This is a genomic window from Legionella qingyii (assembly GCF_003184185.1).
The window spans coordinates 1-11,449 of the sequence record NZ_QHJG01000019.1 but is presented as its reverse complement, the minus strand read 5'-3'; the positions used below and the strand labels follow the sequence as shown (position 1 = coordinate 11,449).

Below are 11,449 nucleotides of genomic sequence, written 5' to 3'. Positions count from 1 at the left end.
AGGTGTAATAGACTTTCTTAATCAATTGATTGTTGAGGACTATAACGATTACAAACACCGATTTATCCCATAAAAAAATAAATCCTATGAACTGCCGAATCATTCATCCTATTAAGACAATCTTCATAGTTTTAGCCTTGGTGTCTCTAATTACGACTGCCATCTTTTTTTATAACTATTCAAATGAAATCATTAACTGGATTGAGCAGCTTGGCTGGATTGCACCCATTCTCTTTTTAATTATATATTGTCTTGCAACCATTATGTTTTTGCCAACAATGGTGATCACCTTGGCGGGAGGTGCACTTTTCGGTCCATTTTTCGGCACCCTACTCAATTTGTTGGGTGCAACAAGCGGTGCTGCATTCTCTTTCTTAATTACCCGACATTTAATTTATAATTGGTTTTCCCAAAGAAAAGGAGAAAAGTTAAGCAAACTCATTTCTGCAGTAGAGCAAAAAGGATGGGTGGTTGTTGCTTTTCTGCGCTTAGTTCCAATTATTCCATTTAATATAGTTAATTGTGGTTTGGGGATAACCACGATAAAATTTCGATCTTATCTGCTCACTACTTTTATTTTTCTTATTCCAGCTGAAATTGTTTATACCTATTTAGGTTATGCAGGGATGGGGATTTTAAAACAAGAAATATTTTATAAAAACAGTGTAATTCTAATCGCGGGTCTAGTTCTATTGCTGTTGTGTGTTATCAAGTTGTTGCATTTTAATCACTTCGGTTTTCAAAATGCAGAGAAGAAGATAATTGATTAAGCAATGGATGATTTACTGCAAAAACAACATCATCCCAAGAAAGTACCGGGCGAATACCCTGTAAAGAATTAGTTACAAAAAGGGCTTCTGCTTCCCTTAACATTGCTCTTGTCACAGAAACTTCCATACAAGTTATGCCTTGTTGTTTGGAATGTTGAAGAAGTCTTGAGCGAGTAATACCAGGAAGTACACCATCTGCTACAGGAGGAGTGAGCAAACAATTATCGTGGATCAAAAATAAGTTAGCACATGTAGTTTCGGTCGCATGATGCTGCAAGTTAAAAAATAAAGCATCATCAGCAGCTGCCGCAATTGCTTGACGGCGAGCAAGTATTGCCTCCAAATAATTGACTGATTTAACTTGATATATGGGATTGGTTCCATCTCTTAGCCATGAAGCACTAACCAATCGCTGTGGATGGGTTTCTACAGAATAATTAAAAGCTTGAAATGCAAGCTGACTTACCTGACCTCGTGCAGCTAAACCTCTAGGCGCGGAACCACCACTTAAAATCGCTTTAATACCGCCATGATACAAATTATCTTGTTTAATTTTATTGAGCAGATGTTCTAACCAATGCTCAAAAGAAAGATCGAAGGGGATATCCAATTTTCGCGCCGAGTCAGTTAACCGCTGCCAATGCAAATAAGCATAACATGGTTTAGCTTCTTCTACTCTAAGTGTTTCAAACAAACCCTCGCCCAAAAAGATGCGATCATCTATTGGAAATAGAAAATTGCATTCCCCTTCTGTGAGTACTCGTGTTCGTATCATAAACGGTACTTAACCCTAATTTGCCAGTTAAATTTACTACGAATGTTTACTGACGAGTCAGGTTTAATAATCTCCAAAATCGTCCAGTTCATCACGTAAACGTTTTTCATCTAACATATTTTCCAATCGCCTACGTGCATCCAAACCACGAGGAACAGTGTCCATAACTTCTGCATCAACATCCAATTCACTATCAACATCAACGAAGTCTTCTTCGACTTCTACAACAGCATCATCATCTTCAAATAAATCACTCATACCATTCTCTCAATGAGTTATACTGTACCTAGAACCCATCCAAAAGGATCTAAAAACCAGGACGGCTTATATACCTTATTTTTTCTATTTTGACTAGTTTTTTTTAAAAAAAAATAGCAATTCCTTCAGATTTGAGATTGGCAAATTTTTCAGAGGATTTCAAGACCTTGAATTTTTACAATAAAGAATCAATAATTTAATAAGCACAAAACATTGATACCGTATGGAAGATTACATCAAGAAGGCTTTAAGAGATACGATGAAACAAATACGCTCCAAGATATCTGTTTCGTATCGCGCCACAGCTTCAAGTCAAGTATGTACCCGCATTCGCTTGCTGGAACAATATCGTAATGCCCAGCATATAGCACTTTATTTTGCGGTAAATGGCGAAATCGATTTAGATGAACTATGGAAAAATGCGCTCTTACAAGGAAAAATCTGTTATTTTCCTGTCCTCAATGAAGATTTAACCCTTTCTTTTTTACCTGCAACAACAGATACCCCTTTTCAAAAGAATCGCTATGGGATTTCTGAGCCTAATGTTAGTGCTGATTTAGCAATCCCTGTAGAAAAATTGGATTTGGCCTTAATTCCGTTAGTTGCTTTTGACGTACGGTGTAATCGTCTTGGCATGGGTGCTGGTTATTACGATCGAACGTTCAAAGGCAAAGAGAATTGTCCCTTATTTGGCGTAGCGTACCAATTTCAGCGTGTTGATGAGTACCTCGAACCAGAACCTTGGGATATTCAGCTTAACGCCGTAATAACCCAACGTGCCATTTATTGGTATGGTGGATGACTCTAGTTTTAGGTTAAAGCATCTGCATTGATCTCCCCGGTACGCACACGAACTACTTGTTGCAATTCATAAACAAAGATTTTGCCATCCCCTATCTTACCGGTATATGCAGACTTGCAAATTGCTTCAATTGCAGCTTCAACCATATCGTCTGGTAATGCGAGTTCAATTTTAATTTTGGGAAGAAAATCTACTACATATTCAGCCCCACGATATAATTCAGTGTGCCCTTTTTGTCGCCCAAAACCCCGTGTTTCAGAAATGGTTATTCCCGGTACTCCAATTTCCATTAACGCCTCATGAACATCATCTAATTTAAAAGGCTTAATAATTGCCATAATCATTTTCATAATATATTCCGCTGTGATTATACTTTTGTTAGACTCTTTGCAAAACCAAACATGGAGTGATTATGTTCGACCCCAAACAATTTGATGATTTAGCAAAAAAACTTTTTTCAGCTCTTCCCCCAAGTCTACAAAATATTGAAAAAGACATTCAACAAAAATTTAAAGAAGTACTGCAAGCTACCTTTTCTCATATGGAACTTATTACGCGTGAAGAGTTTGATGTACAAACCAAAGTTCTGGCGCGAACTCGTGAAAAAGTAGAGCAACTTCAAAAGCAAGTCGACATGTTAATGACCCAGCTTAATAAAGATCAAAAATAATTACAGAGTAGTTTAAGCGGCAATAGGAAGGTTTGCCGTTCAATTAGTCCAACATCACAGGAATAAGCAATGAATCTGGCGTTTACTAAAACACGTAGTACTGTTGGGATATTGGCACAACCCGTGTCAGTAGAAGTTCATTTATCAAATGGTTTACCTGGATTTACAATCGTAGGCCTTGCCGAAACTGCAGTGAAAGAAAGCAAGGATCGAGTTCGTTCCGCGATTATTAATAGCCAGTTTGAGTTTCCCTGCCGCAAAATCACCGTGAACCTGGGGCCGGCCGATTTACCTAAAACTGGAAGTGGTTTTGATTTACCAATCGCTCTTGGAATTCTTGCGGCATCAAATCAAATTCCCAAAAATCAACTGGCCAACCATGAATTTATAGCAGAACTTGCCTTAAGTGGAGAACTTCGAGGTATTTCCGCTATTATTCCTGCGGTATTAGCTGCATATAAAAACGAAAGTTTACTGATTATTGCCAGTGCTAATGCTCATGAGGCCTCATTAACCGGCTATCAAAACATTTATAGTGCGAACAATTTACGTGAAGTATGCAGCTACCTTTGCCAAGGAACTTCATTGCACCCCCTACCACCAAAGCCAGAGTCATGCGCCACACAATACACGATGGACTGGTCTGATATCAAAGGACAGTTTCATGCGAAAAAAGCAATGGAAATTGCAGCGTGTGGTGGTCACAGTATTTTGCTAAGTGGGGCTCCTGGAAGCGGCAAGACGATGTTAGCAAAGCGATTTAATACCTTACTACCTCAATTATCTGAAACAGAAGCCCTGGAGTGTGTGGTCATTAATTCCATACGAGGTAAATTACCTGACTTTAGTGAATGGCGTTCACCGCCCTTTCGAGCCCCACATCATACTGCATCACCGGTATCTCTAGTAGGTGGAGGAAACCCACCTAAGCCAGGAGAAATCTCTCTAGCACATCATGGGGTTTTATTTCTTGATGAATTACCGGAATTTAACCGGCAAGTTCTAGAAACTCTAAGACAACCGCTTGAATCAGGATCAATATGCATTTCAAGGGCCGCCGCGCAAACAGAATTTCCCGCCCAATTTCAGTTCATCGCAGCAATGAATCCTTGCCCATGTGGACAATGGGGTAATCCTCAAGCAAACTGCTTATGCAGCCCTGATCGTATTAAGCGTTATCATGCGAAGATTTCAGCCCCTTTATTGGATCGCATTGATATGCATATCACGGTCCAAGCGCTAACACAGGAAGAATTAGTTGCTCCGAATATTAACCCTATTAAACAAAGTGAAATAATTCGAGAACACGTTATCAAAGTACGAACAATACAAAAGGAGCGACAAAATTGTCTCAATGCCTATTTAAGCGCCAACATTTGTGAAAAGATTTGTGCATTAGGTTCTCAAGAACAAGATTTCTTACGTCAATCGATGCTGCAATTCAAACTTTCTGCTCGAGGGTATCATCGCTTATTGAAAGTTGCACGCACTATAGCGGATATGAAGGAAAGCAGTCAGGTTTCTAAAATTCATCTACAACAGGCATTGTCCTTTAGACATACTTTATCTACTCCAGGAACTCTATAATCCAAGAGGTTTAAGAATAGTTTGCTCCTGTTTCAAGTGCATTGAGTACTGCTTCTTTGCATTTGAACTTAGGGTAACCCTAAATTCAAATGCAAATTTAACAAACGCACAAGGTAATATATGATTGGAACAAACACACCAAATATAAAAATACTGTTTATTGCAGATATCGAGTAATGCTTTACTCCATCACACTGTATTTCATTATTTCCATAGATTTCTTTTCTTTGAACTAAAAGATAAATTATAAGTAATAAACCATAAAAAAAGGTGGAAAAAAAACTAATTCGTACCAGTAAATTATGCATTTCTTTACTGTTCACATAATCAACAGGAAAATTGATGAGAAAAAGACATAAAAGCCAAATAATCATTGTTTTTGTAGGAGTATTTTGTTTCTCTAAGGCTGCAAACCAAATAAGTGTCATGGGCAAAATTAATAAAGGAAAATAATAAACCCAACCAAAAGGACTCATAAGTAACATCATAGCCAGAGTCAAGCAAAAAGGCTGATGGTTTATCCGATCGTTATCAGTTGGTCCGAGATTTTGCCAATACCATAAAAGTAACATAACAAATAAAATGCCATAAACAAGATTTATTGGTACTAAATACGACATATTAGGGAGTATTTCGCCACCAAAAAATAGACGAAAAATAAAACCATAAATTGAAGCATTCCAATCATCACCATACCAAAATACATTACTCATCATTTTGAAATATTGATTATAAATCACTGGACCATAAACCAGCGTGGGAATAAATACGGCAATTAAGAGTGTAACGAACATGCTCAGAAGAACACGTTGACGGCGTTGTTTTAAAACATAGAAAAATAACAGTCCAGGAAACAATTTAATCGCAATAATAATGCCCCATAATATCCCTGCAAAATAGTCACGCCGATTCAAATAAAAATAATAACCCAGCATGATGAAAAACAATAAAATGCAGCCAAACTGCTGAGTAACAAAATTCATTAAGGTCGGAAAAAATGCGAAATAAAGTAGGTATAGATTTACATAATTCTTCTGCAAAAATCGCATGGAAAAAGCATAATAAAATGTAATGGTGATACCAATTATTCCCAAAATAAAAGAAAAGAAAAACCAGAACAGTAATGCATTTGAATAGCTGAAATGAGTCAAAAAACTAAAGCTCCACAAAACAAATGGAGGATTTAAATTGGCAGGTAATATCTTTACAGAAGACAAATAAGTAGTAAAAAAATTTATATAAGGATTTTCGCCCTTTAAAAAAGCCTGGGATGATAAATAAAAAGAAGAAAAATCGATTCGTTGGTAATGCTTAAAAATAAAATAGGAAAGCAAACAATAAAAGCTCAGCAGCAGTAGAATGCATATTTTCCTATAACAACGACTCATCAAATATATCCTTGACTAGTTCCATATTAAATTGCACTTCCGCTGCAGCTTCTCAACAATACTACCTTTGATTACATAATGCATCAAAAATTGCCATACGTACAAAAACACCATTAGCAACTTGATTTAATATAAAGGAGTTGGGCCCATCTGCCACATCACTGTCTATTTCAACACCACGATTTATAGGGCCCGGGTGCATCACCATCACATCCGATTTAGTATAAACTAGATTTTCCTTTGTTAAAGCAAAATCACGTCGATAAGAATCGAGATCAAAATGATCGGACTCCAATAAACGCTCACGCTGTACCCGCAAACAAATCACGACATCGGCTTCAGTTAATCCATCTTGTAAATCCTGAGTTACCCGTCCATAATGCAACGTCTTCGGCTGCCAAAGTTCTGGGGCGACTAAAACAAGTTCACCTACCCCTAGTTGTGCGCAAATGCATTGAAATGAATTGGCAACACGTGAATGCCTGATATTACCCAGGATTGCTATTTTTAATTGCTCCAATCGTGGTTTTTGTTCAAGGATCGTCATCATATCAAGCAACGCTTGACTTGGGTGAGCATGAGTGCCATCGCCGGCATTAATTATATGAATGCCATCCCCTATTTGACGCGCTAAATCTTGTTGTAACCCATCTTGCGAATGACGAATTACAAAATACTTAATTCCCATAGCAGCCAAGGTACGTATTGTGTCTTCAATAATCTCTCCCTTGGTTTCAGAAGAGCTTTGTAAATCCAAATTGATTACTGGCATAGATAAACGATTTGCAGCCAATTCAAAACTCACACGAGTGCGGGTACTGTTTTCATAAAACAAATTCGCTACCGTATGTTGTGCATATGAAGGATATTGGTTATGGTGTTTGAAATAAACCGCGCGTTGCAGTAAAGACTCAATCTGTTGTCGTGATAATTGACTAATTTCTAAAAAATGATTCATAAAACCCTTATCTCTTTTAACTTAACCACCAGGAGTCTAGAGTCTTTTCCATTTCGCCAGATTGGGCCCAGCCTGATTTTCAAGCATCGAAACGCAACATAGATGAAATATGTGAACGCCGAAGTACAAAAATTCAGATCATTTAGGCCATGATAGTAGAAATGGAAGCAGTCCCTATTCAGGATATTGCAGCCATTGCTCAAGTATAACACAAGCCGCTATACTATCTACCTCAGATTGTTTGATTTTACGATACCCACCTTGTGCAAACAATTGCTCTCTAGCCTCAACTGTTGAGAGTCGCTCATCAACCAAATGAACCGGCAAAGAAAATCGCTTGCGTAATTCTTTAGCAAACCGACGCGCAGCAGACGTTGTATATAATTCACTGCCATCAATACACGTGGGAATACCAACAATTAATCCTTGGGGTGACCATTCAGCAATAACTTTGGCAACTGCATTCCAATCAGGGACGCCCAGACGAGCATTGAGGGTCGCAAGAGGAGATGCACTACACGTTAATTGCTGCCCCACAGCAAGACCGATGCGCTTATAACCAAAATCAAAACCTAAGAAAACAGGACTAGGCATGGCCGATATTTGAACTAAGTTGACTCATTTTGATCCCTAAAGTGGATCCTGCATATTCCCAACGATCTTCGAAGGGCACCTCATACAGAATTTCTGAGCGGTATGGGCAAACTAACCATGTATTCTCTAGAATTTCTTTTTCTAGTTGATGCTCAACCCATCCAGCATAACCTAAAGTAATTAAAACATCTTTAGGCCCTTTATCTTCTGCAATGGCGCGAATAATATCATTTGATGTGGTTACCGTCACCTCATCTTGCAAAAACAAACTGGAACGCCACCCTCCAAGTTGTTTATGAATAACAAATCCTCTCTCTGGTTGCACGGGGCCGCCAAACATTAACGGTAAGCGGTTTTGCTCTGTACGAACCGGTTCGATATGTAATTGTTCAAAAACAATTGATAAAGGGAATTGCATGGGGCGATTTATAATTAAGCCCACCGAGCCTTGCTCATGGTGTTCACAAACATAAATTACCGTTCGTTCAAAATTAGGATCATTTAGGGACGGCATTGCGACCAGCAAGTGATTAGCCAAGGAGCTTATAATTGCCATGAGCCCTCCATAAAGGTCAGTTGATTTATATGCTGCTATATTAATTATACACCAGATGTTTAATTTTTATTCAGTTATTTTAAAGATTACCTGCCACTGAAACCTTTACATATAGCGTTGCTTGTTGAGAAAACGGCCTTCCTGCTGTATATGAAACCGAGGATGAATCCGTATCCTGCGTTCCCTCTGGACTCCCCAATGAAACCCACTTATTTAATGGAACCATTAATGTCGTATCTATATTTTGATTATCAAATTGTTGGTCACCAGCCGGGTCTTGCTGTTCACGCACACGACGCAACTTTAATTCAACTTGTGATCCACGCATGACTGGCTGGACCAATAAACCATTTTTGATTTGATGTTGTTGGTAAGCGATTCCTGTAAAAAATCCTGCACCTACAGCAGTAATGATGGGTACTTCTTGATCAGTAGATACAAAGGCAGATTCACCATTCATGACTTTAACCGATTGTGTGCGTTTGGCTTCCGCCGGAGAGTTTGAACTATAGGTTACAGAATTTTCATTTTGTGCACTGAGCCAATTCGGATCACCTTGATAGATAGAAATATTAAATGTTACTGGAGGTACGTCGATTTGATGTAATACAGTTCTAATTTGGGTTAGTGTTTGGGGCGAAACTTGAACGACTAAGGTTTGATCAGAGCCACTTATTTTTTCTCCAGGTTGCAGCAAAGGTTGTACTAATTGGATAACTTTTTGGACCGGAACATAATGCAATTCAATTACCTTGGTAATCGTTTGGGAAAATACGTTATTTGCTAACAACAATAATCCTATTAGCCAAAATCGCTTCATCCTGAGCTCCTTGTTCCTATTTCATCACTGATTAAGAAAACTTATTGTGGTAAACCCTAATATTTTCAATTGTAGACCAATATAAAAAATCATTGCAGCAAATTGAAAATATTTTTATTTTTCAACCTGAAAAATCAAAGAATACAACGAAAAAATTCATGAACTGCAATTCAATAGTTTTGTTCCTGAAAAAGTTTGGGTATAATTCCTAACAATTTGCTTAAGAGATGCGAACATCATGGGTAGCATATTTAATATGTTTGGTCCTTCACCAATAAGACCGATAGAACAACACATGCGAAAAGTGCACCAATGTGCCAAACAGCTCTACCCATTTTTTGAAGCGATCCTAAAAAAGGACTGGACGACAGCCAATAAAATAAAGGAAAAAATAATTTCCCTTGAAAAAGAAGCTGATTTAATCAAACGGGATCTACGCCTTCATTTGCCTACTGGACTTTTCCTTCCTGTTTCTCGTACTGACCTGCTTGAGCTGCTTAACGCCCAGGATTTCATCGCGAATAAAGCGGAAGACATTGCAATACTGATCATTAGTAGACAAATGACTATCCCAGAAACGATAGTTCCCATTTTTATGCCTTTTTTAAGTCGATGTCTGGACGCATCAAAACAAGCTTGTAAAGCAATCAATGAATTAGATGAATTACTAGAGACAGGTTTCAGGGGCTCTGAAGTGAAGATCGTTGAAGAAATGATCTTAACGCTTTATGAGATTGAACATGACAGTGATGAACGCCTAGCAGATATCAGACATCGTATTTTTGAAATCGAAAAAGATTTATCTGCAATTGATGCAATTTTTCTGTACAAATTGGTCCAATGGATTGATGATTTAGCCGATGGCGCTCAACATGTGGGTAGTCGTCTTCAAATTCTAATAGCCCGGTAGTCAAGTTCTATGGATTATTCAATTATTTATCTTCTTACAGCTGTCATTTTGTGTTTTTTGATGACTTGGGGTGTTGGCGCTAATGATTTAGCCAATGTCATGAGTACTACAATGGGCTCAAAAGCCGTTACCGTCAAGCAAGCGATGTTAATCGCCATATTTTTTGAATTTGCTGGTGCCTTTTTAGGTGGAACTGGTGTTACCGAAACTATGCGAGATGGGATTATTAACTCCAGTGAACTCTCTGGACAACCACTAATCCTTATAGAAGGCATGTTGGGTGTTTTATTAGCTTGCACAATCTGGATGAATCTTGCGAGCTATCTAGGAGTTCCTGTTTCTATTACTAATGCTTTAGTCGGTTCAATGGTAGGTTTTGGCGCCGTAGTATTAGGACCTCAAGCAATTCATTGGAATCAAGTAAGTCGCATTGCCGTAAGCTGGGTTACGTCCCCAATGATTTCAGGGATCACTGCTTATATATTATTTACCAGTATTCAACAAACTATTTTTGTTAAAAGTAACCCGCTAGCCAAAGCTAAATTATATATTCCTATTTATCTTTTCCTCATTGGTTCGATTTTGTCTTTTATCACTGTATTTAAGGGACTTAATAATTTTCATATTCACCTGAATTTCAAGCAAAATCTGGCTGTTACTTTGGCAACCAGCATTATTATTACAATTATTGGAATGGTATTTATTAAACGCATTCCGGAACACCATAGAATAAGACGCAGAGAACGATTTATACAAGTTGAAAAATATTTTGCTGTTCTTATGGCTATGACGGCTTGCGCGATGGCTTTTGCACATGGATCCAATGACGTAGCCTTAGCCGTGGGACCACTTTCAATCATCTACAGCTTGATCATGAATTCACATCAAGTTTTTAATGCCAATAATTACCCTGCATGGATTATCTTACTAGGTTGTGTTGGTGTAATTACAGGCCTTCTTATGTATGGTAGAAAAGTCATTGAAACCGTAGGTAGCTCTATCACAGCACTCACCCCCAGCCGCGCCTTTGCAGCAACGCTTTCCGCCGCAACAACTGTTGTAGTAGCAACAAGTACAGGTATTCCAGTTTCAGCAACGCAAACATTAGTTGGTGCTGTTCTTGGGGTTGGGTTGGCACGAGGTATTGGTGCGTTAAATCTGATTGTAATTCGCAACATCTTCATGTCATGGGTTTTAACATTACCCGCAGCGTCCATTTTAACTATTCTAGCTTACAAGGCATTACATTTCTTTTTAGGCTAGAGCCTGTTGACATTTCATTTAATTCCTCCTCTTTCCCGCGCTTTATGCCTGAGAGATGGTCACAATAAGTGACCATTATTTTTAAAAAAAGAATAATT

Annotated in this window: 14 protein-coding genes; 6 read left to right on the top strand and 8 right to left on the bottom strand. The window is 38.2% G+C overall.

Annotated elements, in window-relative coordinates; translation table 11 throughout:
* The first annotated feature begins 86 nt into the window (after positions 1-86).
* Positions 87-770, top strand: a complete 684-nt coding sequence (locus DGG96_RS12005) for a TVP38/TMEM64 family protein (protein ID WP_110142967.1) — start codon at positions 87-89, stop codon at positions 768-770.
* On the opposite strand, the gene DGG96_RS12000 is transcribed toward DGG96_RS12005, so the two are convergent.
* Together DGG96_RS12000 and DGG96_RS11995 are read right to left on the bottom strand one after the other, a co-directional pair.
* Entirely contained in the window at positions 724-1,545 is an 822-nt protein-coding gene (locus DGG96_RS12000) for an aminotransferase class IV (RefSeq protein ID WP_110142904.1), read from the bottom strand. The genes DGG96_RS12005 and DGG96_RS12000 overlap by 47 nt on opposite strands.
* 63 nt (positions 1,546-1,608) lie before the next feature.
* Positions 1,609-1,803, bottom strand: a complete 195-nt coding sequence (locus DGG96_RS11995; RefSeq protein WP_110142903.1) for a PA3496 family putative envelope integrity protein — start codon at positions 1,801-1,803, stop codon at positions 1,609-1,611.
* Positions 1,804-2,026: 223 nt separating this feature from the next.
* On the opposite strand from DGG96_RS11995, the gene DGG96_RS11990 reads away from it, so the two are divergent.
* On the top strand, positions 2,027-2,605 hold the full coding sequence (locus DGG96_RS11990; protein WP_110142902.1) for a 5-formyltetrahydrofolate cyclo-ligase: 579 nt from the start codon (positions 2,027-2,029) through the stop codon (positions 2,603-2,605).
* An 8-nt stretch (positions 2,606-2,613) separates the two neighbouring features.
* Here the strand turns inward: DGG96_RS11990 and DGG96_RS11985 are convergent, their stop codons facing one another.
* Entirely contained in the window at positions 2,614-2,955 is a 342-nt protein-coding gene (locus tag DGG96_RS11985; protein WP_003635241.1) for a P-II family nitrogen regulator, read from the bottom strand.
* Positions 2,956-3,017: 62 nt separating this feature from the next.
* Here DGG96_RS11985 and ubiK point away from each other — a divergent pair, with 62 nt between their 5' ends.
* The gene (ubiK, locus tag DGG96_RS11980) at positions 3,018-3,275 is read left to right on the top strand and encodes a ubiquinone biosynthesis accessory factor UbiK (RefSeq protein WP_110142901.1); all 258 of its coding nucleotides are present in this window, start codon (positions 3,018-3,020) and stop codon (positions 3,273-3,275) included.
* 69 nt (positions 3,276-3,344) lie between these two features.
* Entirely contained in the window at positions 3,345-4,862 is a 1,518-nt protein-coding gene (locus DGG96_RS11975) for a YifB family Mg chelatase-like AAA ATPase (protein WP_110142900.1), read from the top strand.
* Positions 4,863-4,930: 68 nt separating this feature from the next.
* Here DGG96_RS11975 and DGG96_RS11970 read toward each other — a convergent pair whose 3' ends face one another.
* The 5 genes from DGG96_RS11970 to DGG96_RS11950 all read right to left on the bottom strand — a co-directional run bounded on the left by DGG96_RS11970 (position 4,931) and on the right by DGG96_RS11950 (position 9,178).
* Positions 4,931-6,250 (bottom strand): glycosyltransferase family 87 protein, encoded by a 1,320-nt coding sequence (locus DGG96_RS11970; RefSeq protein WP_110142899.1) that lies wholly within the window; start codon positions 6,248-6,250, stop codon positions 4,931-4,933.
* Positions 6,251-6,311: 61 nt separating this feature from the next.
* Positions 6,312-7,208 carry an aspartate carbamoyltransferase catalytic subunit gene (locus tag DGG96_RS11965; RefSeq protein WP_110142898.1) on the bottom strand — a complete coding sequence of 299 codons (897 nt, stop codon included), beginning with the start codon at positions 7,206-7,208 and terminating at the stop codon, positions 6,312-6,314.
* Between the two features lie 174 nt (positions 7,209-7,382).
* Complete coding sequence (ruvX, locus tag DGG96_RS11960; protein WP_110142897.1) at positions 7,383-7,802, bottom strand: Holliday junction resolvase RuvX; 420 nt, start codon at positions 7,800-7,802, stop codon at positions 7,383-7,385.
* On the bottom strand, positions 7,795-8,358 hold the full coding sequence (locus tag DGG96_RS11955) for a YqgE/AlgH family protein (RefSeq protein ID WP_110142896.1): 564 nt from the start codon (positions 8,356-8,358) through the stop codon (positions 7,795-7,797). The genes ruvX and DGG96_RS11955 overlap by 8 nt, the downstream gene beginning before the upstream one ends.
* A 79-nt stretch (positions 8,359-8,437) precedes the next feature.
* On the bottom strand, positions 8,438-9,178 hold the full coding sequence (locus tag DGG96_RS11950) for a type II/III secretion system protein (protein ID WP_110142895.1): 741 nt from the start codon (positions 9,176-9,178) through the stop codon (positions 8,438-8,440).
* Positions 9,179-9,416: 238 nt separating this feature from the next.
* Between DGG96_RS11950 and DGG96_RS11945 the strand changes: the two genes are divergently transcribed.
* Both DGG96_RS11945 and DGG96_RS11940 read left to right on the top strand, forming a co-directional pair.
* Complete coding sequence (locus DGG96_RS11945; RefSeq protein ID WP_110142894.1) at positions 9,417-10,088, top strand: TIGR00153 family protein; 672 nt, start codon at positions 9,417-9,419, stop codon at positions 10,086-10,088.
* 9 nt (positions 10,089-10,097) lie between these two features.
* Positions 10,098-11,351, top strand: coding sequence for an inorganic phosphate transporter (locus DGG96_RS11940; RefSeq protein ID WP_110142893.1), 1,254 nt, complete (start codon positions 10,098-10,100; stop codon positions 11,349-11,351).
* The last annotated feature ends 98 nt before the right edge of the window (positions 11,352-11,449 follow it).

Coding starts and splice junctions, on each gene's coding strand:
- DGG96_RS11965 (WP_110142898.1), bottom strand. CDS start 7,208: ATGAATCATTTTTTAGAAATTAGTCAATTATCACGACAACAGATTGAG.
- ubiK (WP_110142901.1), top strand. CDS start 3,018: ATGTTCGACCCCAAACAATTTGATGATTTAGCAAAAAAACTTTTTTCA.
- DGG96_RS11970 (WP_110142899.1), bottom strand. CDS start 6,250: ATGAGTCGTTGTTATAGGAAAATATGCATTCTACTGCTGCTGAGCTTT.
- DGG96_RS11995 (WP_110142903.1), bottom strand. CDS start 1,803: ATGAGTGATTTATTTGAAGATGATGATGCTGTTGTAGAAGTCGAAGAA.
- DGG96_RS11985 (WP_003635241.1), bottom strand. CDS start 2,955: ATGAAAATGATTATGGCAATTATTAAGCCTTTTAAATTAGATGATGTT.
- DGG96_RS12005 (WP_110142967.1), top strand. CDS start 87: ATGAACTGCCGAATCATTCATCCTATTAAGACAATCTTCATAGTTTTA.
- DGG96_RS11945 (WP_110142894.1), top strand. CDS start 9,417: ATGGGTAGCATATTTAATATGTTTGGTCCTTCACCAATAAGACCGATA.
- ruvX (WP_110142897.1), bottom strand. CDS start 7,802: ATGCCTAGTCCTGTTTTCTTAGGTTTTGATTTTGGTTATAAGCGCATC.
- DGG96_RS11975 (WP_110142900.1), top strand. CDS start 3,345: ATGAATCTGGCGTTTACTAAAACACGTAGTACTGTTGGGATATTGGCA.
- DGG96_RS11950 (WP_110142895.1), bottom strand. CDS start 9,178: ATGAAGCGATTTTGGCTAATAGGATTATTGTTGTTAGCAAATAACGTA.
- DGG96_RS12000 (WP_110142904.1), bottom strand. CDS start 1,545: ATGATACGAACACGAGTACTCACAGAAGGGGAATGCAATTTTCTATTT.
- DGG96_RS11955 (WP_110142896.1), bottom strand. CDS start 8,358: ATGGCAATTATAAGCTCCTTGGCTAATCACTTGCTGGTCGCAATGCCG.
- DGG96_RS11990 (WP_110142902.1), top strand. CDS start 2,027: ATGGAAGATTACATCAAGAAGGCTTTAAGAGATACGATGAAACAAATA.
- DGG96_RS11940 (WP_110142893.1), top strand. CDS start 10,098: ATGGATTATTCAATTATTTATCTTCTTACAGCTGTCATTTTGTGTTTT.